The sequence below is a fragment of the Allorhizobium sp. nf9_anc genome (genome assembly GCF_056323085.1).
The window spans coordinates 1,512,763-1,537,047 of sequence record NZ_CM150481.1 but is presented as its reverse complement, the minus strand read 5'-3'; the positions used below and the strand labels follow the sequence as shown (position 1 = coordinate 1,537,047).

The following is a 24,285-nucleotide window of genomic DNA, read 5'->3' as shown; positions in this document are numbered from 1 at the left end:
GTTGCCGCCCGGGGTCGCCGATGCTATGCGGTCGCCGAGCCATCGCCCCGTCCGCCAAGGCAAGCAACGCCCGGACGGCGCGCAATCGTACTGCCCGTCGAGGATACCAAGATGACCCGCCCTCTCCTGATCTCGCCCTCCATTCTCGCAGCCGACTTCTCCCGCCTCGGCGAAGAAGTCCGCGATGTCGTCGATGCCGGCGCGGAATGGGTGCATCTCGACGTCATGGACGGCCATTTCGTGCCGAACATCTCCTTCGGCCCGGCGGTGATCAAGACGCTGCGCCCGCACACCAAGGCTGTGTTCGATTGCCATCTGATGATCGCGCCTGCCGATCCCTATCTGGCGGCCTTCGCCGATGCCGGCTGTGACATCATCACCGTTCATGCGGAAGCAGGACCGCATCTGCACCGTTCGCTGCAAACCATCCGGGCACTCGGCAAAAAGGCCGGCGTTTCGCTCAACCCGGCGACCCCGCTCTCGGTCCTTGAGCACGTGATGGATGATCTCGACCTCATCCTGATCATGAGCGTCAACCCGGGCTTCGGCGGCCAGAAGTACATTCCCGCCATGACCGACAAGATCGCCAAGGCCCATGCCCTGATCGGCAACCGCCCGATCGATCTCGAAGTCGACGGTGGCGTGACGGCTGATAATGCCGCGGAGATCGCCAAGGCCGGCGCCAATGCCCTCGTCGCGGGTTCCGCGATCTTCAAGGGCAAGGGCGTTGACGACTACCGCAAGACGGTCGACACTCTGCGCAAGGCAGCCGAGGGAGGTCGCGGTTGAGGATCACGCTTTCCGCCATTGCACTCGTTCTCCTGACGGCCACCGCCGTCAGCGCCGGTGACGTGGCGGAGATGCGACCGATCGGCTTCTCTCCGGACGGCAGGTTTTTCGCCTTCGAGCAATTCGGCCAGCAGGACGGCTCCGGTTTCGCTTACGCGGAAATCCAGGTGATCGACACGCAGACCGACGCATACGTGCCCGGCACACCGGTGTCGGTGCTGATCCGTCGCGAAGAAGCATCGGTCGGCGAAGCGCGGCGTGAGAGCCTCGCTCAGGCAAAGACGATCCTCGACGTCAGAAAGATCGGTGACGACCCGGGCTTTCTGGTCGCCCTGTCGCCGATTGGGGAATTGTCGGAACAGGTTCGCGAGCGGCGCTATCAGGCCTTCCCGAGCTTGTACGTCTCCGATGGCATCCATCGCCTGTCTCTGGAAGAATTCGGCGCTGAGGCCCAGGAACTCTGCCGCAGCATGAACGTCAATGTTCAGGGCTTTGCGCTGTCGCTCGCCGATGACAAGAAGCCTGACACGCGGCGCGAGGTCTATCGCGACAAGTCCGTCCCGAAGAGCCGCAACTGCCCGAGCGCCTATGCGATCGGCGGCGTGGTGACGCCTGCCATGGGCTCGCCCGCGCCGCACATGGTCATGATCCAGGTCGTCTCCCTCGGATTCGAGGGCAACAATCTGCGCTGGCTCGCCGTTCCGGTGAAGCCTTGACGCAGTGGCGATGGTTTCCACCGGCTGCATTGTGGATCTTCGGTTCGATCGCCTGGGGCCTTGCCATGGCGGCAAGCTTCCTGCTCTCGGTCCATGTCTTCGGTCGCGCCACCGGCAGCCATGATCTCGGCCTGACGGCGATTTACGCAGGCGGCGGCCTCCTAGGCTGGATTGTCGCGCTGCCGCTGATTCATATAGCGACCCAGAGGCGTCGGCCATCCGTGGTTCTCGCTGGATGGGTGTTGCTCCTCGGTATTGTCACCATCGGCGCAACGGCCGGCCTCTACGCGCTACAATACCGCTATTTCTATGCCCATTGGCACGCACCCTTTGCCTCACGCATCTGGGGCTACCAGATGTTCTACACGACCGCCGTGGCCCTCTATCAGTTCGCGGTGCTGGGTGTGCGGCATCTGCTGCCGGCCGGTTTTGCCATGCTTATCGCCTTGAGCGTCGTGATGGCCCGCCGCAGCCGTTGAGCTTGCCGCCCCACTTTGCTAAGGGGGGCCAGCATTTCAAGTCCAACGAAAGACGAGCCCGATGATCCCGCGTTACTCCCGGCCGGAAATGGTCGCCATCTGGTCCCCCGAAACCAAGTTCCGCATCTGGTTCGAGATCGAGGCCCATGCCTGCGACGCGCTCGCCGATCTCGGTGTGATCCCCAAGGAATCCGCCCGCACCATCTGGGAAAAGGGTGGCCCGGCCGAATTCGACGTCGCCCGCATCGACGAGATCGAGGCCGTGACCAAGCATGACGTCATCGCCTTCCTGACGCATCTCGCCGAATTCATCGGCCCGGATAGCCGCTTCGTCCACCAGGGCATGACCTCGTCGGACGTGCTGGACACGACGCTGAACATCCAGCTGGTTCGCGCCGCCGACATCCTGATCGCCGACATGGACCGCGTGCTGGCAGCCCTCAAGGCCCGCGCCTTCGAACACAAGGACACGGTGCGTATCGGTCGCAGCCACGGCATTCATGCCGAGCCGACGACCATGGGCCTGACCTTTGCCCGCTTCTATGCCGAGATGGCCCGCAACCGCGATCGTCTGGTCAATGCCCGCGCTGAAGTCGCGACCGGCGCGATCTCCGGCGCCGTCGGCACCTTTGCCAATATCGACCCGCGCGTCGAAGAGCATGTCTGCGCAAAGCTCGGCCTCGTACCGGAGCCGATCTCGACCCAGGTCATCCCGCGCGACCGCCACGCGATGTTCTTCGCCACGCTCGGCGTCATCGCCTCTTCGATCGAAAACGTCGCGATCGAAATCCGCCACATGCAGCGCACGGAAGTTCTGGAAGCCGAAGAGTTCTTCTCGCCGGGCCAGAAGGGCTCGTCAGCCATGCCGCACAAGCGCAACCCGGTCCTGACCGAAAACCTCACCGGTCTCGCCCGGCTCGTTCGCATGTCGGTCGTTCCTGCCATGGAAAACGTGGCCCTCTGGCACGAGCGCGACATCAGCCATTCGAGCGTCGAGCGCGCGATCGGCCCAGACACCACCATCACCCTTGATTTCGCCCTGAACCGTCTGGCCGGCGTCATCGAAAAGCTCGTCATCTATCCCGAGAATATGTTGAAGAACATGAACAAATTCAAGGGCCTGGTCATGAGCCAGCGCGTGCTTCTGGCACTAACGCAGGCCGGCGTCTCGCGTGAGGATAGCTACCGTCTCGTCCAGCGCAATGCGATGAAGGTCTGGGAAAAGGGCGCAGATTTCCTGGAAGAACTGCTCGGCGACGAAGAGGTTCGCGCCGCCCTTTCGGAAGAAGACATCCGCGAGAAGTTCGACCTCGGATATCACACCAAACACGTCGACACGATTTTCGCCCGCGTCTTCGGTTGACCGGACGCGGCAACGCGACAAGATGAGATGGCGGGCGCGGAGAAATCCGCGCCCGTTTCGTTTCGATCGAAGGACATGTCATGCAGCGTCTGGTGCGCCTCGCCATCCTGGCGATCTATGCGACCGCGGTTTTCGGCATCCTGCTCCTTGGCGGCAGCAAATATGACTGGATGGCTGAACTCGATCCGACCTTTGCCGCAAGCTCCATCGAGACCGACGGCAGCAGGAAACTCGTCTCGACCCTACTCCTCCTCGCAGCCTTGAGCGCAATGGCGGCTCTTGCGGCAATCGGCAGAACGAGAGGCAAACGCATTGTGCCTCTCGTCCTGTCCGTGGTGGCGGTTGGCGCCTATGCTTTGAGCCGGGCGTGATTGCCCCGGCCGAAGCCTAGACCACCAGCCGGCGATAGAAGTGCCAGGTCGCGTGCCCGAGCACCGGCACGATGACCACGAGGCCGACCATCAGCGTCGCCATTCCGATCCCAAGCAAGCCCGCGACCATGAGGCCCCAGACCGCAACCGGCACCGGATTGGCAAGGCTTGCCCGGACCGATGTGCCGACAGCCGCCGCTGCCCCGCAGTCGCGGTCGAGCAACATCGGGAAAGCCACGATGCTGATCGTCAGGGCCACGAGAGCCAGCAGGAAGCCGAAGCCATTGCTCCAGAACAGGAAGGCCCAGGCGTTCGGGTGGTCGAAGATACCGGTCGCGAAGGCGAACACACCCGGCGCGGGATAGTCACCCACCATGGAGAGGTAGAGCCCGCGGGACACGACCAGCCAGACCATGAACAAGGTGACGAGATAGGCGCTCATCATCAGGAGCGACGGCAGTGATGGCGATTTGAAGAGGTCGAGCACGTTCGACCAGTCGGCCGGTTGGCCAAGTTCGCGGCGCCGGCTGATTTCCATGAGCCCGAGCGCCATCAGTGGCCCGAGCAGGGCAAAGCCGGTCAACAGAGGGTAGACCATCGGCAGGAGCTCGACGCCGGCACTCCAGCCGATCATCAGGGCCCCGGCGATGGGATAGATCAGCGCGACAAAGGCATAATGCGAAGGCTTTTCGCGAAAATCCTCATAGCCTTCACGCAGGGACGCAAAGACATCCGACACTGCGATCTGGCGAACCGCGGGCCGTTCGATGTTACCGGTAGCATTGGTCATCACATGGAAAGTCGACATTCTCACTTCCTCCTCGAGCAAACTGGATCGTCTAGCTGCAAAGTGAAATGCGGGGCGGCGTCGGGCCGAGAGGGTCGCGACAACGCGCCGTCTGTATCCTCTGGCGCATCGTCATCCGATCGACGCACCAGACATGCTGATTAAGGATTTAGTGTATCAGCTAATATCCTTCCTGTCGCGCCCAACGGCGCACGAAGCCGTGAAGCGACTGATGACGCTGGGCGCCACCAGTCGTCGGCTCAGTTATCGGCAGGCGTAGCGTGCTTCGCCTTCAGCACCCGGATCATCACTAGCGCGCGTAACCGAGGGATAGGGGCAATAGACGAAACGCTCCCCTTGGAGCGGACCTGCCTCCTTATTACCCTCCGTCACACCGGCAGGGATAGCCTCCGGCGCCCTGCCCTTCTCGACCCAGTCGACAAGCGGCGCAAAGAAGTCGAAATCGTCGAAGCTCGGTCCGCCAGCGCCATGTGGCATGCCGGGGATGCGGTAGAGCTTGACGAAATCGGAGGCGGAGCCATCGAGGTTTTCGTCGAGCTTGCGATACCAGTTGACCGTATCCACCACCGAAAAGACAGGGTCGGAATTGCCGTGGAACACGATCATCTTGTGGCCCGCCTGACGGAACGCTTCAAGCCTGGGATCCGCAGCCCCGGGCGGGACCATGAAGTCGATGGCGGATTGCTGGAAGGTTTGATCTGTCGCGAAGATCTTCTGCCCGTCGCGGGCAATATCGAAGTCTCGGAGGAAGGCGATCAACTCCTCGGGCGTGCCACCGACAGCCGTCGGCGGCGTCGTAAACACCTGCGCCAGCGATGCCGCGCCCATCACACCGATGATCGGCTTGTTCTTCCAGGCCTCGATCGGGCTTTCGATCTTCCAGGTGCGCCAATTGCCGGATGCGATGCCCGTATCGACGATCCACCGGCTGTAAAGCGCATTGCCCGATGCATCCACCGGGCCGGCCAGGGAGGTTTTCAGCGCATCAACCTGCTTGGTGCTCAGGCATCCGGAGGTAGCGTCGCCCTCGCAGGTCAGCGACGTGATGTCGAAGGACTGCTCGCAGCTGTCCGCGTCGGCAATAACGCCATCTTCTGCGCCATCCAGCTTGTCACAGGCGCCAAGGACGCTGTCAGCCACGAGCTTCAGGTCATCGCGGCTGAAGGATTTTGCGATATCTTCATCGACACTGCTCCAGGCCTGAATATCGAGCGCATGCTGCACGGCGGCCCTCGGAAGGTTGAAACCGGGATAGCCGACCAGCAATCCGTCGAAGACCTTTGGCATGCGCTCTGCAGCCACCATCGCATGGCGCCCACCATTGGAACTGCCCAGACCATATCGGAATGCGATCGGCTTGCCGTAATGGGCCTCGACAATCTCTTCTGCAATTGGCTGGAGGGTTGCCACGGCTGCGTAGCCATAGTCACGGCGCGCTTCCGGGTCGAACCCAAAGGCGGCACCGCCAGCCAGCCCCTTGTCAGGATTGGCCTTCCCGTCATGGCCTGCGTCACTGGACACCACCGCGTAGCCGCGTCCCAGTGCGGTCTCGCTCTTGCGCCCGCCAAGCAGGATGCCGAGCGCCGGCACCACCGCGCCATCATTGCCGCCATTGAACTGATGGACGAAACGTTCATTCCAGGCGTTCGGTAGCCGCAATTCAAAGCGGATCGCATAGACCTTTCCGTCCATGCCCTGCCTTTCCGTCGTCTGCCCCCTGACGAGGCAATGGGCCACCGGCACCTCTTCACTCGCTGGAGTGTCGACAGCCTCGGTAAGGGTCACCGTGGATGGGTGGTTGCCGTCCTTGGCAAGGTCAGCGCAGGCGATTGCCGCCTGCGCGGCGGACGGAGCGAGCCAAGGCAGCAGCATGGCTGCAGCCATCATATGGATGTGCTTCATGAAATTCCTCCCGATAGACGCCCAGACCGATCTCCTCCCGATCTAGGACAGGAAGATCGTAACATCGGGACAAGCCCCGAACTAGTATGTGTTACGTATTATTTTTTATCGCCAGTTCAGCTTTGAGAAATCTTGACGTCGCCCCGGCGGGACCGCAGATAGGAGCCATGAAAGTCTCCGAAGCAGAAATCCTGATCGTCCCCGGCTATACCAATTCCGGCCCCGAACACTGGCAGACCCGCTGGGAGCAGAAGCTCTCGACGGCACGGCGCGTGGAGCAGGCCGAATGGTCGAAGCCGGTTCGCGAGGATTGGATTGCCCGTGTGGCCGAAGAGGTGAACGCATCCACGAAGCCCGTCGTGCTCGTTGGCCACTCCCTCGGGGTGCCCGCCATCGTGCATGCGATCCCGGAGATGAAACAGCGTGTAGCCGGCGCCTTTCTGGTGGCTCCTCCTGACGTCGCCAACCCCGACATCCGCCCCAAGCACCTGATGACCTTTGGGCCCTATCCGCGTCTTCCGCTTCCCTTTCCGTCGATCATGATCGCCAGCCGCAACGATCCTTTCGGGGATTATGCGCATGCCGAGGAAATCGCGAACGCCTGGGGATCCTTCCTGATCGATGCGGGCGAATCCGGCCATATCAATGCAGAATCCGGCCATGGTCCCTGGCCCGAGGGTACGATGGTCTTCGCCCAGTTTATCGGGCGCTTGTAAGGTCAGCGCATCCGGCGACGCCGCCTGCGACCAATTGCAAACTTGGTCTTAATGTTCGCCGGAAACGACCAAGTTTAAACCCTTCTTAAGTTGGCACTCATAGACTTCCTGCAACCATTCGAGGCCAGGAGCATGATTTTGCACCCAAAAGCAGCCACCTCTGCCACTCCTGGTGCAGGTGAAATGGACATATCGCAACTGCCCTGGCCTGCAGCATGGCTGGAACCGGATGGCATCATCCGGAATGCAAACGAAGCGATGTGCGGGGCCTTTGGCGAGCAGCATATCGCGGGACATAATGTCGTAGAGTGGCTGAATGGCGCAGACGCGCCGAAGATGGTCGTGGCCCTCAGCCGCATGATGGATGGCATCCCCTCGGTCCTCGAGATCACCAAGGCAAACGCAGATCGCCGGCACTTCATCGCAACCCTTGCCGGCCCAAGCGTCCATGGCTCAGGACCAGCGCCGACGCTCCTTCAGCTGACTGACATCACCAGCCTCCGCCGGGAGCTTTACGAGGTCAAGGAACGCGAGAGCCGATGGAACCACGCGCTTGTTGGCTCGCTCTCAGGCGTATGGGACCAGCGCAGCTCGGGTGAACTCTACTATTCCGAGATCTGGCGACAGATCCGCGGCATGAGGCCCGGCGATCCCTTCCCGCCGACCATGGAGGACTGGCTGCAGCTGGTGCACCCCCAGGATCGCGAGCGCGTCGTCCACTGCATCGAACGACAGAATGCCGGCGACCCGGAATACACCGTCTTCCAATATCGCGAGCTGCACCGGGAAGGTCACTATGTCTGGATCGAATGCCGTGGCGCATGCGTCGAACGGGACGAAGAGGGCAAGCCTGCCCGGATCGTCGGCACCGACACTGACATTACTGCCCGCAAACAGCAGGAAGAATGGCTTGATGGCCTGTCGCGTCGCCTAAAGCTCGCCGTCGACATTTCCGGGATCGGCATCTTCGAGACCGATTTCGAAGCCGGCACGAGCGAGTGGGACGAAGGGATGCGCCGCATCTTCGAAGTCGAAAACGATTGCGACGTCCAGATCGGCGGCTTCTGGGAAAGCAAGCTGCATCCGGAAGACCGCAGCCGCACCTTGGCGCATGTCGCAGCCAAGATCGCCGAGCTGAAGCCCTTTACCGACAACTATCGAATCATCGCCAAGGATGGCAGCACCCGGTACATCCGCGCGAACAGCCTTCCCTTCATGGATCATGACGGCCGGCTGAAGATGATCGGTGTGAACTGGGACGTTACAGAAGACCAGCGCCTCCGGCAGGAACTGGAACAGCAAAAGACCCTTGCCGAGGCCCGCAATGCGGAACTGGAGCGGACCCGGCTTGAGGCCGAACAATCGGCCCTGCACGACTATCTGACGGGCCTGCCGAACAGGCGCTATCTGGAAGAGAAACTCGAGGAGTGGCGCGCTGGCAAAGGCACGCTGGGCGCCGGCATTGCGATCCTCCACATCGACCTCGACCGGTTCAAGCAGATCAACGATACCCTCGGCCACGGTGCCGGCGATGCCATGCTGACGCTTGCGGCCCGCATCCTGCGCGAAAACATCCGCGTCAAGGACTTTGCTGCCCGCATCGGGGGCGACGAATTCGTCGTCATTATCGACCACGAAGGGGCGACATCCACAATTTCGGCGGTTGCCAGCCGGATTATTGCCCACATGCGCCAGCCGGCCTGGTACAACGGGCAGGAATGCCGCTTCGGCGCGAGCATCGGGATCGCGCATACGCTGACACGGGACATCGACCCCAAGCAGCTCCTGCAAAACGCCGATATCGCGCTCTACAAGGCAAAGAACCTCGGCCGCAACCGCTACGAATTCTACGCACCGGCCAGCAGAACCATGCTGGCCGACGCAAGCCGCCTCTCCGGCGAGCTTTTGCGGGCTTTGGAGAACGACGAGATCTTCCCCTACTACCAGCTTCAGTTCGATGCCCGGACGCGGTCAGTGGTCGGCGCGGAATGCCTCGCCCGCTGGCGGCATCCGACAAGGGGGATCATAGGCCCGGACAAATTCCTGCCGATCGCAGAAGAATACGGCGTGCTCGCCCAGATCGATGGCCTAATTCTGGAAAAGGCACTCACCGATCTCGAGGGCTGGCGCGCCGCCGGCATCGCGCCGCCGAAGATATCGGTGAACGTCTCGGCACGCCGGCTGACAGATCCGGACCTTGCTCGCGGACTGCACGACCTCGACATCAAGCCTGGAACCGTTTCCTTCGAACTCCTGGAGAGTGTCTTCCTGGACCGCCAGGACGCCGCCGTGATGAGCAACCTCGACATGTTGCGCCGGCTGGCGATCGATATCGAGATCGATGATTTCGGCACCGGTCATGCGTCGATCGTCGGCCTGCTCAACCTCAAGCCAACGACACTCAAGATCGACCGGCAGCTGATCGAACACGTGCCCGACAGCCAGGAGCAGAGGATCCTCGTGAAGTCGATCATCCAGATCGCCCGCTCGCTCGGCATCAAGGTGACGGCGGAAGGTGTGGAAACGGAAGAGCACGCCCGCATCCTCAGCCGCCTCGGCTGCGACGTGCTGCAAGGATATGGCTTGGCCTGGCCCGCCAGCGTGGCAGATGTGACCGAGCTCCTCAGAAAACACAAAAAATCCGCCCAGGCATAAGCCGGGGCGGATCGATGTCGATGAATACAGATCCTGGATCAGGCGTTCTGGATCTGCTCGATGGCCTGTCCGAGGAACTCGACCATTTTCGTGCGCAGTTCTTCGTCGGTGATCGATACGCCACCAGCCGTCAGATCCCCCATCACCTTGCGGATCACGTCCTCGTCACCGGCCTCTTCGAAATCGGCAGCAACGACTTCCTTCGCATAGGCGTCCGGGTCGGCCTTGCCGAGCAGACCGGCGGCCCAGAGACCGAGAAGCTTGTTGCGACGCGCTTCAGCCTTGAAGCGCAGCTCCTGATCGTGGGCGAACTTGTTTTCAAAGGCCTTTTCGCGATCACCAATGCCGCTCATATCGATCTCCCATTTTGTGCCGCCATCGTGCGGTTTCGTTTCCCCATTAATCAAAAGGGAGTACAAAGTGCAATGCAAACTTCCGCGATTCCAGGTGAGTCCCTGATGGCGCGACGTTTTGGCAGGAAGGGGTGATCTGCGCATTGTGAAAACGAAGGTTTTCCGTTAAGGGACCGCCCTAAAGACCGATCCACTGCGTCCGCGCTTTCGCGCCGGGATGCCAACAACAGAGAAAACCGCCCATGAACCGTCGCCGCCGCGTTTACGAGGGCAAGGCAAAGATCCTCTATGAGGGTCCCGAGCCCGGCACGCTGATCCAGTTCTTCAAGGACGATGCAACGGCATTCAACAAGAAGAAGCATGAAGTCATCGACGGGAAAGGCGTTCTGAACAACCGAATCTCCGAATACGTCTTCACGCACCTCAATAAGATCGGCATTCCGACCCACTTCATCCGCCGCATGAACATGCGCGAGCAGCTGATCAAGGAAGTCGAGATCATCCCGCTTGAGATCGTCGTGCGCAACGTCGCCGCCGGCTCGCTTTCGACTCGCCTCGGCATTGAGGAAGGCGTGGTTCTGCCTCGCTCGATCATCGAATTCTACTACAAGTCCGATGCGCTCGCGGACCCCATGGTCTCCGAAGAGCATATCACCGCGTTTGGCTGGGCCAATCCTGCCGAACTCGACGACATCATGGCGCTCGCCATCCGCGTCAACGACTTCCTGTCCGGCCTCTTCCTCGGCATCGGCATCCAGCTCGTCGACTTCAAGATCGAATGCGGCCGCCTCTATGAAGGCGACATGATGCGCATCATCCTCGCCGACGAGATTTCGCCGGACAGCTGCCGCCTCTGGGACATCGAGACCCGTGAAAAGCTCGACAAAGACCGCTTCCGGCAGGACCTGGGCGGGCTTCTCGAAGCCTATCAGGAAGTCGCCCGCCGGCTCGGCATCATCAATGAAAACGAACCGATCCGTGGCACCGGCCCGGTTCTCGTCAAGTAAGCTTCGGAGAAGAGATCAGTGATCAAGGCACGTGTCACCGTTACCCTGAAGAACGGCGTCCTCGACCCACAGGGCAAGGCCATTGAAGGCGCACTCGGCGCCCTCGGTTTCGACGGCGTAGGCCAGGTCCGCCAGGGCAAGGTTTTCGACCTCGAAGTCAAAGGCACCGACAAGGCGAAGGCGGAAAGCGACCTCAAGGCCATGTGTGAAAAGCTCCTGGCCAACACGGTTATCGAGAATTATACTATCTCCATCGCCTAAGGGTTGAGGGAGAGCCGTGATGGCCGAGATAACGAACGAACTCATGTATGAGTTGTTGAAGCGCGTCCATGCCGATTTGGCGAATATGAGCGAAGACAATCGAGGACTGAGGCAGGACATTATAAGCCTTCGCAGCCACATGCACGTCATGCAAGGCGACTTGAACAATCTGCATGGAACTATGGCGCAGGTTCTTGTTCGTCTCGACCGGATAGAAGATCGCCTCGAATTGCGTGAACTCGCAGAGGCCCAAGCAAGGTTTGAGCCACAGCCATGAAATCAGCCGTCGTCCAGCTCCCAGGCCTCAACCGTGACCGCGACATGATCGCGGCTCTCACCAAGATCTCCGGCCACGCGCCCGTCACGATCTGGCAGACGGAGACTGACATTCCCGATGTCGACCTGATCGTCATCCCGGGCGGCTTCTCCTATGGCGACTACCTGCGCTGTGGCGCGATCGCAGCCCGCATGCCGGTGATGCAGGCGATCAAGGAAAAGGCCGAAAAGGGCGTCAAGGTCATCGGCGTCTGCAACGGCTTCCAGATCCTGGTCGAAGCAGGCATGCTGCCGGGCGCCCTGATGCGCAACCAGTCGCTCAAGTTCGTCTGCAAGGAAATCCGGCTGGAAGTGGTGAACGCCGATACCGACTTCACCCGCGCCTATGCCAAGGGCCAGATCATTCGCTGCCCGGTCGCTCACCACGACGGCAACTACTTCGCCGATGCCGAGACGCTGAAGACGATCGAGGGCAATGGCCAGGTGGTCTTCCGCTATGCCGACAGCACCAATCCGAACGGCTCGATGAACGATATCGCCGGCGTCATCAACGCCCGGGGCAACGTTCTCGGCATGATGCCGCATCCGGAGAACCTGATCGAGGCTGCCCATGGTGGCAATGACGGCCGCGGCATCTTCGCCTCGGCACTCGACGTCATCGCGGCCTGAAGTAAGCTTCGCTTAACCACAGACCTTTAAGGGAAGGCGGCAGTTAGCCGAAAGATCGCCAATGCGCCGCTTCGCCTTCTCCGTCATTCTCCTTGCAGCAACGGGCCTCACGGCCTGCAAGCCTGAGGCTCCTCGGCCCGCAGTCCGTGGACAATCTGCGCTCGACATCATGGAAAAGGTGGCGGTCGCTGCAAACCGCTGCTGGTTCAAGTCCGGAGACGCCGCTTTCCGGACCTACCAGCTCTCCCCTGAACTGAGCTCCTTCTCCGGTCGCCCACGTATTCTTTTGGTTCGCAAGGGGTCCCGCGACGACCGCCCCGTGCTCGTGGTTCAGGCCGAGGGAACGCCCCCTCGCCTCGACGCATTCGGCCCTCTGTTGAACGAAACTGTCGCGCCACGGATCCGTCAGGACGTCGTCCGCTGGGCGAATGGCAGGAACGACTGCTGATCAGAACGGCGGCTGATACGGCCGCTCGAGCAGCAGCAGCAGACGCGACTTCCTGATTTCACGCTCGGCTACGTCAGGCGACAGGCCCACATCCCGCAGCTGGTCGTCGGTCAGTTGTGAGAGATGGACGCGCGTCGTCCGTCGCCGCCGCCACAGCGCCAACGCCCTTCCCGCAGCCTGAATGGTCCCAGCCAGCCACGCCAATCTTGGCGGCTGAACCGGGGCAGCCACGGCCTTCGAACCGATTGTCTCTATTGTCACCATAACAAAAATTCCCGATGTCAATTCCTGTGATGACAGCATATGAATTGACTCCTATTGGGTGACAATCTATAGAATTGTCATCATGACAAATTGGCTCCCCTCCCTCGACACAGGCACTGGCCCGCTTTATGTCCGCATCGCGGATGAAGCGGAAAACGCCATCAAATCAGGCGCACTACCCAATGGCGCCAAATTGCCGCCGCAGCGAGATCTCGCCTATGACGTCGGGGTGACAATAGGGACAATCTCGCGTGCCTATGCCTTGCTGCGGGAAAGAGGGCTGGTGACAGGCGAGGTCGGTCGCGGCACGTATGTTCAGGGCAACGACGACAGCGGCGCGGCGCAACCCCGCGATCCCGTGTCGATCAACTATGGCGGCACGCGCGCCATCATCCCACCGCCAGGCAAACTGCGCTTCGACACGACGGCCGCGATCGATGTCGGCCAGGCGGAACTAGTCGGGCGCATCATGGCGGAGATCGCTTCTGCCCATCCGGGCGAGATTTCGAGCTATACCCGAACCCTCTCCCCCGACTGGCTGGAAGCAGGCCGGCAATGGCTGTCTTCAGGCAGCTGGACACCCGATGCCGAACAGATCCTGCCGCAACTCGGCGTCCATGCCGGCATCAATGCCGTGGTCGCCGCCGTCAGCGGCGCTGGCGACCGGATCGTATGCGAGCACCTGACCTATTCGCAGGTGTCGCGCAGCGCCAACCTGATGGGCCGGCAAATTGCGCTCGTCGATTCGGACCAGGATGGGATCCTGCCGGAGGATTTCGAGCGCGTCTGCGCCCGGGAACATCCCAAGGCCGCCTTCATCATGTCATCGGGCCAGAACCCGACGCTCGCGACGCTCCCGCTTTCCAGGCGCAAGGACATCGTCGCCATCGCCCGCAAATACAATGTCTGGCTGATCGAGGACTATCTCTATGGCGGCATGATCGCAGATGAGATTCCGTTGTTGGCCGAACTCGCGCCAGACCGGACCTTCCTACTCAACGGATTGTCGAAATGCGTCGCAGCCGGCGTACGCGGCGGCTGGGTCGCCTGCCCACCCCATATGAGCCAGCGCGTCCGCGTGACCCAGAAGATGGTGAGCGGCGGCCTACCTTTTCTTCTCGCTGAACTCTCCGCCCGGCTGGTACTGTCGGGCGCCGCGAGCGAAATCCGCGGCAAGGTGCTGGCGGAAATCGGCGCGCGCGAAGCGGTCGTCCGCGAGCTCTTTGCCGGCAAGGACTTCCGCTCCCATCCGCGCCTACCCTTCTTCTGGCTGAAGCTTCCGGAGCCCTGGATGTCCGGCACCTTCAAGCAGGCGGTGCTCGATGCCGATGTCCTGATCGACGACGAGGACGAGTTCAAGCCCGCCCGTTCGTCACGGGTCTATCACCATGTCCGCGTCGGCTTCAGCGAAGGCCGCGAACGCTCGATTTCGATCGAAGGCCTGAAGACGGTTCGGCGCATCCTCGACCAGTCGCCGCTCGGCACCAGCGCCATCGTCTGACCATCGGGAATAGCCAAGGCTTCTTGTGCTGGAAAGCGGCAGGAAAGGCCTGATTGCGCGCATTTTTCAAGTGCGCCGGGCGCAGGCTTGGGTTATAGCCTGCCTCGAAACCGATCTCCCACCGATCTCCATTGCCCTGAGAGCCAGATGACCGTTTCCAACTCCCGTCCCATCACCGCAGAATTGATCGCAAGCCACGGCCTAAAGCCGGATGAATACGATCGCATCCTGAACCTGATCGGACGCGAGCCGACCTTCACCGAGCTCGGGATCTTCTCGGCTATGTGGAACGAGCACTGCTCCTACAAGTCTTCAAAGAAGTGGCTGAAGACGCTGCCGACCAAGGGTCCGCGCGTCATCCAGGGACCGGGCGAAAATGCCGGTGTCGTCGATATCGATGATGGCGATGTCGTCGTCTTCAAGATGGAGAGCCACAACCATCCGTCTTACATCGAACCCTATCAGGGGGCTGCGACCGGCGTCGGCGGCATTCTGCGCGACGTCTTCACCATGGGCGCGCGTCCGGTGGCTGCCATGAACGCCCTGCGCTTCGGCGCCCCTGACCATCCGAAAACCAAGCACCTCGTCGCTGGCGTCGTTGCCGGTGTCGGCGGTTACGGCAATTCCTTCGGTGTTCCGACGGTTGGCGGCGAAGTTGAATTCGACGCGCGCTACAACGGCAACATCCTCGTCAACGCCTTCGCCGCCGGCCTCGCCAAGGCGGACGGCATCTTCCTGTCTGAGGCCAAGGGCGTCGGCCTGCCGGTCGTCTATCTCGGTGCCAAGACCGGTCGGGACGGCGTCGGCGGTGCGACCATGGCATCGGCCGAATTCGACGAGTCGATCGAAGAGAAGCGCCCGACGGTCCAGGTCGGTGACCCCTTCACCGAAAAGTGCCTGCTGGAAGCCTGCCTTGAGCTGATGCAGACTGGCGCCGTCATCGCCATCCAGGACATGGGTGCCGCAGGCCTCACCTGCTCGGCGGTCGAAATGGGCGCCAAGGGCGGCCTCGGCATCGAACTACAGCTCGACAAGGTGCCGGTGCGCGAAGAGCGCATGACGGCCTATGAAATGATGCTGTCGGAAAGCCAGGAGCGCATGCTCATGGTGCTCGAGCCTTCCAAGGAAGAAGTCGCCAAGGCGATCTTCGTCAAGTGGGGCCTCGACTTCGCGATCGTAGGCTACACGACAGACGACCTGCGCTTCCGCGTCATCCACCAGGGCGAGGAAGTCGCGAACCTGCCAATCAAGGAACTCGGCGACGAAGCCCCGGAATATGATCGTCCGTGGATCGAGCCGAAGACCCCTGCCCCGCTCGCTGAGAACGACATTCCGGCCGGCGACGTCGCAGACGCGCTGCTGAAGCTCGTTGGCTCCGCCAACAACTCCTCGCGCCGCTGGGTCTATGAGCAGTATGACACGCTGATCCAGGGCAATTCTCTGCAGCTGCCGGGCGGCGATGCCGGCGTGATTCGCGTCGAGGGTCACTCCTCCAAGGCGCTCGCCTTCTCCTCCGACGTCACCCCGCGTTACGTCGAGGCGGATCCGTTCGAAGGTGGCAAGCAGGCGGTGGCCGAATGCTGGCGCAACATCACAGCGACCGGCGCATTGCCGCTGGCGGCGACCGACAACCTCAACTTCGGCAATCCCGAGCGTCCTGAAATCATGGGCCAGTTCGTCTTTGCGATCAAAGGCATCGGCGAGGCCTGCCTTGCGCTCGACTTCCCGATCGTCTCCGGCAACGTGTCGCTCTACAACGAGACCAATGGCCAGGGCATCCTGCCGACCCCGACCATTGCCGGCGTCGGCCTGATGGCGGACTGGAAGAAAATGGCCCGTATCCGCTTTGCCGCTCAGGGCGAAGCGATCCTGCTCGCCGGCGCTCCGTCCGGCTGGGGCACACATCTCGGCCAATCCTGCTACCTGCGCGACATTCACGGCCGCACCGACGGCCCGGCACCGCATGTTGATCTCGAGCATGAAAAGAAGGTCGGCGACTTCGTCCGCGGCCTGATCCAGGACGGTCTCGCGACCGCCGTTCACGACTGCTCGTCGGGTGGCCTCGGCCTTGCCGTCGCCGAAATGGCTATGGCCTCCGGCATCGGCGCACATATCAACGCCTTGAACGATGCGAACCCGATCGCCGTCTTCTATGGCGAAGACCAGGGCCGCTACGTCCTGACCGTCACCGAAGCCAATGTCGACCAGGTTCAGGTCCGCGCCGAAGCCGCTGGCGTCTTCTGCCCGTGGATCGGCCGCACCGGCGGTTCGAACGTTGTGCTCGGCGATGCCAAGCCTGTCGCGGTCGAAGACCTCAAGGCGGCCCACGAAGCCTGGTTCCCCGCGCTCATGGACGGCAAGCTCGCCTGAGGCATTCGATCACATGCCTGTGGAGCATGGGGTAGGCGCGGCCTACCCCATTGAAAGACTTCGGCGAATGCAGGATAGTTCTCGCATTGCTGATTTGCATGAGGGATCTGTTACATGCCGATGAAACCAGGCGACATCGAAGACATGATCAAGGCCGGTATTCCGGGAGCGAAGGTCGTTATCCGCGACCTCGCCGGAGACGGTGATCACTATGCCGCCGAGGTCGTCGCCGAAGCCTTCCGGGGCAAGAGCCGCGTCCAGCAGCACCAGATGGTCTACGATGCCTTGAAGGGCAATATGGGCGGCGTGCTGCATGCACTCGCACTGCAGACCAGCATTCCCGACTGATCGGGGCTGTCCTTGCCGAGACGAAATCTAAGGCCTGCCGTTCACCGGCGGGCCTTTTTCACGACATCGGGTGGATGACCGGAGCGCGTGTCGAATCCAGCGCTTCGAAGCTGTTGGCCGGGAGCGGCCCGGCCGTCATTAAGGTGAAGTCGAAGCCGCTCGGCTGGTCGGGACCGAGCACATATTGCCGGTGCATGCGCAGAAAATCGCGGCGGTTCTTCTCGTAGCGCTCCGGCGACATCGCGTGCTTGAAACGAACGAAGACCAGCTTCGGCTGCGGCGCATCCATGTGTCCAGACAGCGCCACCGTATGGCATTTGTAGAGATGGATCGGGTCGGTCAGGCACTGGATGTCGAACCAGTCGATCGAGGGAGCACGCGCGACGCTGCCGATCCGACGGCGAAGGATGGTCGCGCTCGACAACAGACTGCACTGGAGAGCCGCTCCCCCCAGCGTGACGAAAACGATCCGCCGTCCCTCGAGAACCTCAGGTGCTTTCTCGATGAGGCGACCGACGACCGAAAGTGCAAAGTTGGCGCCCATGCTGTGCGATGTGACCAGGATTTCGTCCGACGGCTGCTTGAGCGAGGCAATCGCCTCATCTGCCGCAATCTCGATGAAGGATGCAACCTCCGACCGGTTCTCGGCAACGGCAACCGCGAGCCGCCAGTCGGCCAGCAGATGCAGCACATGATAGCGATCCGAGAAGCGGATAACACCATAGCGAAAGACGAGGGCGCCGGCAGGCACGGTGAGGAGGAACCACCAAAACGACAGGTCGAATGTTGACGGAATGGCCGCGACATTGACCCCGAGTGCGATACCGGCGGCGAGGAACAGGAATGGGAAGAGAAAGAACAGGCCAAAACGCCAGGCATGGCGAAAATAGCCGAGAGCTCCGCCCTGCCGCACGACGTCGAAGCCCGCCTTGAAGCCCTTCGCAATCTGCAGCCAGACCGGCTCGGACCGCATCGCGGTGATCAGATCATTGTGGTCGAACACATGGATATCGGAACGCGTCGCCCAGCCGGCCACCTCGGCATCCACCGGAAAGTGCGCGCCCGTTTCATCGACAGAGAGCCCGCCCACATCGAAGCGTGCCTGCCAGATCCGGGCAGCCTGAGCGGCGGAGCGCTCATAGCGCTGGCGGTGGGCTTCTGCATTGAGGGGTTCGAAACCCGGGAAATGCAGGACGATGCGGCTGTGGATCATGAAAGCGGTCACTCAATCGACGGCAGGCGGCCGCAGGTGGCGCTTGCTAGACGAGATTTGCGCTGATTTAAAGAGCGTAATGGAACAAAACCATCCAGAACCGTGAGTGCAAGAGGGATAAACATGGCGGATCTGCTCGGAAACATCGTCAAGGACGTCGTCGAAGGCGTCCTAAAGGAAATCCTGAAGAAATCGACCCGCAGCGGCACGACGCGTCGGCGCAAGCGCCAGACCCGCTCTGCAACGACGGGACGCTTCGTGCGCAAGACGACGAAGCGCGTGAAGGCCCCGGCCCGCAAGCAGGTGAGCCGCCGCCGCTCTGCTGCAAAGCGCAGCCGCCAGCGGAGCCGTTAATTCAGGCCCAGCCGCAAACTCGCCACTGGCAAAAGGCGAGCTGTGTTGCTATTTCTACGGCAAAGCAAAGCTGCCGCCTTGAACGGCATGTGAAAGGACAAATGACATGAGCGCCCACGAATTCATCGACAACGAAGTCAAGACCAACGACGTGGTCCTGTTCATGAAGGGCAGCCCGCAGTTCCCGCAGTGTGGTTTCTCGGGCCAGGTCGTCCAGATTCTCGACTACCTCGGCGTGGACTATAAGGGCGTCAACGTGCTGGCCGACATGGAAATCCGTGAAGGCATCAAGGCCTATTCCAACTGGCCGACCATTCCGCAGCTCTACATCAAGGGCGAATTCGTCGGCGGCTGTGACATCGTCCGCGAGATGTTCCAGGCGGGCGAACTCAAGACGCATCTCGAAGACCAGGGCATCGCCGTTCGCGGCGCAGCCTGACCCTACCGGCCGCAAGGCCTCTAAAAAATCTCCAGGCGATGAAGGCGTTGTCCCAAGCAACGCCTTCATGCCGTTATAAGGTCATAGTTCATGTCAGATTCATTACAGTCCGCTCCCAAGGCCTTAGGTGGCATGGGGCGTGCCGAGTTCATTGCCCTCATGGCTTTCCTGATGGCGCTCAACGCGCTCGCCATCGACATCATGCTGCCCGGCCTGCAGGAAATCGGCGCGGCACTCAACGTCGAGAACGAGAACCATCGGCAATATGTCGTCTCCGCCTATCTGATCGGCTTCGGCATCGCGCAGCTCTTCTATGGCCCGATTGCGGACCGTTTCGGCCGGCGCATCCCGATGATCGTCGGCCTTGCGATCTATGTCGTCTCGTCGCTCGCCGTGGTCTTCGTGCCTTCCTTCGAATCGCTGCTGCTGCTGCGCTTCATCCAGGGCATCGGCTCGGCCGCGACCCGCGTCATCACGGTCTCGATCGTCCGTGACGTCTTCGGCGGCCGCCAGATGGCGGAAGTCATGTCGCTGATCATGATGGTCTTCATGGTCATCCCGGTCGTCGCGCCCGGCACAGGCCAGGTCATCATGCTCTTCGGCGACTGGCACTGGATCTTCGTCTTCATGGCGGTGATCGCCGTCATCGTCGGCGCATGGATGTATGTTCGCCTGCCCGAGACACTGGCACCGGAAGACGTGCGCCCGTTCACGGTGAAGGTCATCTTCGACGGCTTCCGCATCGTGCTGACAAATCGTGTGGCCCTTTGTTACACAATTGCCAGCACCTTCATCTTCGGAGCCCTGTTCGGCTTCATCAACTCGGCCCAGCAGATCTATGTCGGCATCTACGGCCTCGGCGTCTGGTTCCCGGTCGCCTTTGCCGCTGTCGCCCTGTTCATGGCACTCTCGTCCTTCGTCAACGCCAAGCTGGTCGGCCGGTTCGGCATGCGCAAGCTGTCCCATGCCTCGTTGCTGGGCTTCATTGCCATCAATCTGATCTGGCTTGTGGTGCAGCTTGTCGGTCCGGCGCCGATGCCGTTTGCGCTGTTCATCACCTTCTTCGCGCTGGCGATGTTCCAGTTTGGCTGGATCGGTTCGAACTTCAACTCGCTGGCCATGGAGCCGCTCGGTCACGTGGCCGGCACGGCGTCCTCGGTGCTCGGCTTTATGGGCACTATCGGCGGATCGATCATCGGGGCGGCCATCGGCCAGGCCTTCGACGGCACGGCACTGCCCATGGTGGCCGGCTTCTTCGTGGTCTCGATCATCGGTCTCGTTTTCGTCCTGATCGGCGAAAAGGGCCGGTTGTTCCAGGCACAGAACAAGCCGGTCTGACCGACCGGTTGCGCAGCCCAGAAATCGAAAGGCCCGGTCACTGCCGGGCCTTTTCTCTGATCAGTCGACGGTGAAGATCCGCTCGCGCAATTCCTGCCAGGCGTCTTCATCGGCGGCAACCAAAAGCCCACCCGCCGTATGATGCGGCAGATAGGGCGAACCGTCGAAGCGCGCGACATGGGCGCCCGCCTCCTGCATCATCAAGGCACCGCCGAGGTGATCCCAGGGCATCAACTTGTTGTACATCGCAAAATCCATGTGCCCCTGGCCGAGCAGCCGGTATTCATGGGCTGCACAACGGTAGCTGGTGAAGAGCCGGACCTCGGCAAGGTTCGACAGGATCTTGCGGCGCATCTCAAGATCGAAGAAGCCGGTATTGGCAATGCCGATCATCTGCTCGAGCGGACCGCTCGGCCGCATGAACATCTGCTCCTGGGCGCCATCCGTGCGATAGAGCCAGGCACCGGATCCCTTTTCGCAAAGCGCCCAGTCATTGCCGATCGGATCATAGATCAAACCGGCCACGGTCTCGCCCTTGGAGACCACGGCGAGCATGACGCCGAAAAGGCTGAGCCCGGAGGCGAAGTTGAAGGTTCCGTCGATGGGATCAACGATGACGGCGAGATCGGCATCCTTGAGGCGATCGAGGAGGGCAGGATCAGCCGCGACCGATTCCTCGCCAACGAACAGGGCGTCGGGCATCAGGCCTTCGATGCCCTTGCGGATCAGACGCTCGGCGGCCTCGTCGGCTTCCGTGACGAGGTCGATCGCCTCCGTCTTCATCCTGATATCGCCATCGCCGAGATTGCGAAAGCGCGGCAGGATCTCCTCGACGGCAGCCTCCTGCAGGAGATTGGCAAGGGCAGCGATATCGATGGCGGCAGTCATGAGGCGTCTCCTGATGCTTGAGGCATGGCGCGACCCAGTCGCACCGTCCGGTCGCGCCCGTTCTAGTGCAATTCTCGCCAAAGTGCGAAGCGGTTTTGCGTCCAGAGTTTTGTGTGAAGGGATCGAAGGTATTGAAGGCGGATCCCTCTCCGCCTGAAGTGCCCTAGCCCATCAACAATGGTGAGGTAGAGGTCGAAAGCACGGCCGTTCCGGTTGTCAGCCGGCCTGAATCATGCATGAATTCGAAACAACTGCTTTTTCAGGACCACCTCCCGACATGATCTCCAGGCGCGCCCTTCTTTCCCATGCATCGCTGATCCTTGCTGCCTCCGTCCTGCCCGCAGAAGCAGCAAAACCCCGCAAACCGAAGCTGGCGACCGGTCAGGTCTATCTCTTCCGCGGCTTCGCCAACATCTTCTCGACGGGGTTGGACACGCTTGGAAGACAGCTCACCGCAGACGGGATCAAGGCAGAGGTTCTCTCTCTGCCCAATGCCCAGGCCTTTGCCCGCAAGATTGCCGACCGCTACAGGGAATCGAAGGATGCCCGCCCGATCGTGCTCATCGGTCATTCGCTGGGTGCCGACATGACATTCTCGGTGGCAAGCGCACTACAGCCGATGAAGATTCCGGTGGCGCTGATCCTGAGCTTCGATCCGACGGGCAAGGGTCCGGTCCCTGGCAACGTCAAGAAGACGCTGAATTTCTATACCGGTGGTGAAAACCTCTGGTCGCCTGTCCTGCCCGCACCCGGCTTCAAGGGCGAGCTCGCCAATATCAACCTGCGCCAGGGTGAAACTGCCATCAAGGGCATCGGTCACTTCAACATCGACAAGAACCCGGCGCTCCATGATAGGGCAATCAAGGAAATCACGCAGGCGCTGCGCAAGCGCTGAGGCGTCTCAGAAGACGCAGGGGATGAGCCGCTTGGTGCGGGCGCAATAGGCGTCGTACTCGGTGCCGAAGGTATCCCGCATCATCGCCTCCTCACGAGACTGGCGGACGGCATAGAGGGCCACCACCGCGACAAGACCGGCAAGACCTGCGATCCAGTTCGGGATCAGCAGAGCCTGGGTGATGCCCCAGAGCAGGAACGAGGCATACATCGGATGCCGGACATGGGCATAGACGCCGCCCGTAACCAGCTGATGGCCTTCGCGTACTTCGAGCGTCACGGACCAGTTCTTGCCGAGATCCTTGTGGCTGCGTCGGAAGAGCCAGAGAAAGGCGATGCCGGTCAGCGTCCCCAGTATCACGAGGACAATCCCCTGCCCGCGATCGGCCAAGCCGTCGAAGATGCCGAGCCGCCAGACGATCGGCATGACAACCAGTCCGAAGGTGCAGGTGACAAGCAGGGAGATGTCGAGCGTGGTGCGGCGGTCGACCCGGGTCTTCTGACGGCGCGCCCGACGCATGGCCGGATAGCGCATGGCGCACCAGGTCACGAGCATCAAGGCCCAGATGATAAAGGATATACGGATCATGACACTGCCTCTGCCGTTTTGCCTGCCTCCACCGCAAGCGGCAGAGTATCGCCTCTTACGGCCTCGATCGGTCGCGTGCCACAGCAGATCATGAAGAAATCATAGAAATAGCGCCGGCTGTTGGCCGAGATAAACTGATAGTGAACCCGGAAGAAGTTCTTCTTCACGCGTTTGTAGGCATCGCGCTCCAGCATGTCGCGGATGCGGACCTGATACTGCCGTGGGAACTCATCTCCGCGCTGATGCGTGAGGCCGGCACGCGTATAAGGATTGCACTTGTAGAAGTTGATGATGTCGGTCAGCGCCTGGAACTCGGTCCAGCGGATACCGGGATAGCCGGATAGAGCCTGGAGCCGTTCGCGGGCGCGTTTCGCTGCCGGATGAAGCGCAACCTTCAGCGAGGTCGAGCCAACGGTGACAAGCTTGAAGTTGACCGGCCGCCCCTCGGCAACCAGTCGTTCCGCAACCTGATGCGCGACATCGAGGATCAGCGCGCCACCGGTGGAATGCCCGACAAGAAGAACTTCATCATAGTCGACGGCCGAGGACCGTTCGTCGATCAGCGAGGCCCAGACGTCTATGCGCGCATCCATTTCCGGACGGCGGCAATGCAGGTGCTCCCGGCTGAACGACCAGAGATCCATCAGATGGAAGACGAAGTAGCGCTGACCGATGAAGCGGCCGACGACATAGGCGACGCTAGCCCCGACAAACGCCGGGAGAACCGGACCACCAGGAAGCGGCAAAGCACCCGTGAGCCGATAGGCAATCGTGCCCAGCCAGGCAAAGAACACCAGCATCACGACGGGATAGAGGAAATAGAGAGCGAAGCGCCAGTTCGTTGCAAAGAAGCGGAACATGGTGCCGCTGAAGACATAGTCGAAGAAGGCCAACAGATAGGCGCCGAGCCTGACCACGAAGGGTCTGGCGCCATCATGCTTCACGATGTCATCAAAGCTGAGAAAGGTGATATCGGACCGGCAGGTGCCATCCGGGCCGCGATAGTCGACGGATGCGGTGGTCGCAGCCCCTCTGGACGCCTCGACCGGCGTTCCAAGCGTGGCGTCGACGGACCAGCATTTGCGGAAACGGTCCATCTCGCGACCGATCCGCCGGAAGAAGCCGGCAGCGTCGTTGCGTTCATAACCTCCGACGAGAAACACGGCACGCCTCGACACCGAAGGCTGAGCGACCTCAGACATTCCTACTCCCACACACATTACCGGAGCCGCGACGCAATGCTCGCTGCCCCTTTCCGCGCGCAATGTGCAAGA

27 protein-coding genes are annotated in these 24,285 nt (G+C 61.4%); 19 read left to right on the top strand and 8 right to left on the bottom strand.

From position 1 onward, the window contains the following. Window positions 1–111 precede the first annotated feature (111 nt). From rpe to AC02Y0_RS07220, 5 genes are all read left to right on the top strand, one after another. Window positions 112–789, top strand: a complete 678-nt coding sequence (rpe, locus tag AC02Y0_RS07240) for a ribulose-phosphate 3-epimerase (RefSeq protein ID WP_476383282.1) — start codon at window positions 112–114, stop codon at window positions 787–789. Further along, the gene (locus tag AC02Y0_RS07235; protein WP_476383281.1) at window positions 786–1,505 is read left to right on the top strand and encodes a DUF2259 domain-containing protein; all 720 of its coding nucleotides are present in this window, start codon (window positions 786–788) and stop codon (window positions 1,503–1,505) included. The genes rpe and AC02Y0_RS07235 overlap by 4 nt, the downstream gene beginning before the upstream one ends. Further along, complete coding sequence (locus tag AC02Y0_RS07230; protein WP_476383280.1) at window positions 1,502–1,984, top strand: hypothetical protein; 483 nt, start codon at window positions 1,502–1,504, stop codon at window positions 1,982–1,984. The genes AC02Y0_RS07235 and AC02Y0_RS07230 overlap by 4 nt, the downstream gene beginning before the upstream one ends. Window positions 1,985–2,045: 61 nt before the next feature. Beyond that, window positions 2,046–3,347, top strand: a complete 1,302-nt coding sequence (purB, locus tag AC02Y0_RS07225) for an adenylosuccinate lyase (protein ID WP_166599734.1) — start codon at window positions 2,046–2,048, stop codon at window positions 3,345–3,347. 80 nt (window positions 3,348–3,427) lie between these two features. Further along, on the top strand, window positions 3,428–3,718 hold the full coding sequence (locus tag AC02Y0_RS07220; protein WP_476383279.1) for a hypothetical protein: 291 nt from the start codon (window positions 3,428–3,430) through the stop codon (window positions 3,716–3,718). A gap of 16 nt (window positions 3,719–3,734) precedes the next feature. Here the strand turns inward: AC02Y0_RS07220 and AC02Y0_RS07215 are convergent, their stop codons facing one another. Both AC02Y0_RS07215 and AC02Y0_RS07210 read right to left on the bottom strand, forming a co-directional pair. Beyond that, window positions 3,735–4,526 carry a DUF2189 domain-containing protein gene (locus tag AC02Y0_RS07215; RefSeq protein WP_476383278.1) on the bottom strand — a complete coding sequence of 264 codons (792 nt, stop codon included), beginning with the start codon at window positions 4,524–4,526 and terminating at the stop codon, window positions 3,735–3,737. 243 nt (window positions 4,527–4,769) lie between these two features. Further along, window positions 4,770–6,428: a tannase/feruloyl esterase family alpha/beta hydrolase gene (locus AC02Y0_RS07210; RefSeq protein WP_476383276.1), complete on the bottom strand. Its 1,659-nt coding sequence runs from the start codon at window positions 6,426–6,428 to the stop codon at window positions 4,770–4,772. A 167-nt stretch (window positions 6,429–6,595) separates the two neighbouring features. Between AC02Y0_RS07210 and AC02Y0_RS07205 the strand changes: the two genes are divergently transcribed. Continuing rightward, window positions 6,596–7,144: an RBBP9/YdeN family alpha/beta hydrolase gene (locus tag AC02Y0_RS07205; protein WP_476383275.1), complete on the top strand. Its 549-nt coding sequence runs from the start codon at window positions 6,596–6,598 to the stop codon at window positions 7,142–7,144. Between the two features lie 183 nt (window positions 7,145–7,327). Then, window positions 7,328–9,799, top strand: a complete 2,472-nt coding sequence (locus tag AC02Y0_RS07200; protein WP_476383274.1) for an EAL domain-containing protein — start codon at window positions 7,328–7,330, stop codon at window positions 9,797–9,799. A 38-nt stretch (window positions 9,800–9,837) separates the two neighbouring features. Here AC02Y0_RS07200 and AC02Y0_RS07195 read toward each other — a convergent pair whose 3' ends face one another. Further along, complete coding sequence (locus tag AC02Y0_RS07195; protein ID WP_102020212.1) at window positions 9,838–10,152, bottom strand: DUF1476 domain-containing protein; 315 nt, start codon at window positions 10,150–10,152, stop codon at window positions 9,838–9,840. A gap of 242 nt (window positions 10,153–10,394) precedes the next feature. Here AC02Y0_RS07195 and purC point away from each other — a divergent pair, with 242 nt between their 5' ends. The 5 genes from purC to AC02Y0_RS07170 all read left to right on the top strand — a co-directional run bounded on the left by purC (window position 10,395) and on the right by AC02Y0_RS07170 (window position 12,813). After that, window positions 10,395–11,159, top strand: coding sequence for a phosphoribosylaminoimidazolesuccinocarboxamide synthase (gene purC, locus AC02Y0_RS07190; protein ID WP_476383273.1), 765 nt, complete (start codon window positions 10,395–10,397; stop codon window positions 11,157–11,159). An 18-nt stretch (window positions 11,160–11,177) separates the two neighbouring features. After that, window positions 11,178–11,420: a phosphoribosylformylglycinamidine synthase subunit PurS gene (gene purS, locus AC02Y0_RS07185; protein ID WP_476383272.1), complete on the top strand. Its 243-nt coding sequence runs from the start codon at window positions 11,178–11,180 to the stop codon at window positions 11,418–11,420. Window positions 11,421–11,439: 19 nt separating this feature from the next. After that, the gene (locus tag AC02Y0_RS07180) at window positions 11,440–11,697 is read left to right on the top strand and encodes a hypothetical protein (protein ID WP_476383271.1); all 258 of its coding nucleotides are present in this window, start codon (window positions 11,440–11,442) and stop codon (window positions 11,695–11,697) included. Then, window positions 11,694–12,365 carry a phosphoribosylformylglycinamidine synthase subunit PurQ gene (purQ, locus tag AC02Y0_RS07175; RefSeq protein WP_476383270.1) on the top strand — a complete coding sequence of 224 codons (672 nt, stop codon included), beginning with the start codon at window positions 11,694–11,696 and terminating at the stop codon, window positions 12,363–12,365. Before AC02Y0_RS07180 ends, purQ begins: the two co-directional genes overlap by 4 nt. 61 nt (window positions 12,366–12,426) lie before the next feature. After that, complete coding sequence (locus AC02Y0_RS07170) at window positions 12,427–12,813, top strand: hypothetical protein (RefSeq protein ID WP_476383269.1); 387 nt, start codon at window positions 12,427–12,429, stop codon at window positions 12,811–12,813. Here AC02Y0_RS07170 and AC02Y0_RS07165 read toward each other — a convergent pair whose 3' ends face one another. After that, window positions 12,814–13,116, bottom strand: a complete 303-nt coding sequence (locus AC02Y0_RS07165) for a DUF1127 domain-containing protein (RefSeq protein WP_476383268.1) — start codon at window positions 13,114–13,116, stop codon at window positions 12,814–12,816. A gap of 43 nt (window positions 13,117–13,159) precedes the next feature. On the opposite strand from AC02Y0_RS07165, the gene AC02Y0_RS07160 reads away from it, so the two are divergent. The 3 genes from AC02Y0_RS07160 (at window position 13,160) to AC02Y0_RS07150 (ending at window position 17,296) form a co-directional block, all read left to right on the top strand. Continuing rightward, entirely contained in the window at window positions 13,160–14,578 is a 1,419-nt protein-coding gene (locus AC02Y0_RS07160) for an aminotransferase-like domain-containing protein (protein ID WP_476383267.1), read from the top strand. Window positions 14,579–14,725: 147 nt separating this feature from the next. Beyond that, entirely contained in the window at window positions 14,726–16,948 is a 2,223-nt protein-coding gene (purL, locus tag AC02Y0_RS07155) for a phosphoribosylformylglycinamidine synthase subunit PurL (RefSeq protein ID WP_476383266.1), read from the top strand. 114 nt (window positions 16,949–17,062) lie between these two features. Further along, window positions 17,063–17,296 (top strand): BolA/IbaG family iron-sulfur metabolism protein, encoded by a 234-nt coding sequence (locus tag AC02Y0_RS07150; RefSeq protein ID WP_054149753.1) that lies wholly within the window; start codon window positions 17,063–17,065, stop codon window positions 17,294–17,296. Window positions 17,297–17,354: 58 nt separating this feature from the next. On the opposite strand, the gene AC02Y0_RS07145 is transcribed toward AC02Y0_RS07150, so the two are convergent. Continuing rightward, window positions 17,355–18,509: a hypothetical protein gene (locus tag AC02Y0_RS07145; protein WP_476383265.1), complete on the bottom strand. Its 1,155-nt coding sequence runs from the start codon at window positions 18,507–18,509 to the stop codon at window positions 17,355–17,357. Between the two features lie 123 nt (window positions 18,510–18,632). Here AC02Y0_RS07145 and AC02Y0_RS07140 point away from each other — a divergent pair, with 123 nt between their 5' ends. The 3 genes from AC02Y0_RS07140 (at window position 18,633) to AC02Y0_RS07130 (ending at window position 20,640) form a co-directional block, all read left to right on the top strand. Beyond that, the gene (locus tag AC02Y0_RS07140; protein WP_476383264.1) at window positions 18,633–18,863 is read left to right on the top strand and encodes a hypothetical protein; all 231 of its coding nucleotides are present in this window, start codon (window positions 18,633–18,635) and stop codon (window positions 18,861–18,863) included. A 106-nt stretch (window positions 18,864–18,969) separates the two neighbouring features. Continuing rightward, window positions 18,970–19,302: a Grx4 family monothiol glutaredoxin gene (gene grxD / locus AC02Y0_RS07135; protein ID WP_476383263.1), complete on the top strand. Its 333-nt coding sequence runs from the start codon at window positions 18,970–18,972 to the stop codon at window positions 19,300–19,302. A 90-nt stretch (window positions 19,303–19,392) separates the two neighbouring features. Then, window positions 19,393–20,640, top strand: coding sequence for a multidrug effflux MFS transporter (locus AC02Y0_RS07130; protein ID WP_476383262.1), 1,248 nt, complete (start codon window positions 19,393–19,395; stop codon window positions 20,638–20,640). 60 nt (window positions 20,641–20,700) lie between these two features. Here the strand turns inward: AC02Y0_RS07130 and AC02Y0_RS07125 are convergent, their stop codons facing one another. Beyond that, window positions 20,701–21,528: an inositol monophosphatase family protein gene (locus AC02Y0_RS07125; RefSeq protein ID WP_476383261.1), complete on the bottom strand. Its 828-nt coding sequence runs from the start codon at window positions 21,526–21,528 to the stop codon at window positions 20,701–20,703. Window positions 21,529–21,805: 277 nt separating this feature from the next. Here AC02Y0_RS07125 and AC02Y0_RS07120 point away from each other — a divergent pair, with 277 nt between their 5' ends. After that, window positions 21,806–22,423, top strand: a complete 618-nt coding sequence (locus AC02Y0_RS07120; RefSeq protein ID WP_476383260.1) for a thioesterase domain-containing protein — start codon at window positions 21,806–21,808, stop codon at window positions 22,421–22,423. Window positions 22,424–22,429: 6 nt separating this feature from the next. On the opposite strand, the gene AC02Y0_RS07115 is transcribed toward AC02Y0_RS07120, so the two are convergent. After that, window positions 22,430–23,011 (bottom strand): protein-S-isoprenylcysteine O-methyltransferase, encoded by a 582-nt coding sequence (locus tag AC02Y0_RS07115; protein WP_476383259.1) that lies wholly within the window; start codon window positions 23,009–23,011, stop codon window positions 22,430–22,432. Then, a complete protein-coding gene (locus AC02Y0_RS07110) occupies window positions 23,008–24,213 on the bottom strand; it encodes a lipase (RefSeq protein ID WP_476383258.1) in 1,206 nt (401 codons plus the stop codon). Before AC02Y0_RS07110 ends, AC02Y0_RS07115 begins: the two co-directional genes overlap by 4 nt. Window positions 24,214–24,285 lie beyond the last annotated feature (72 nt).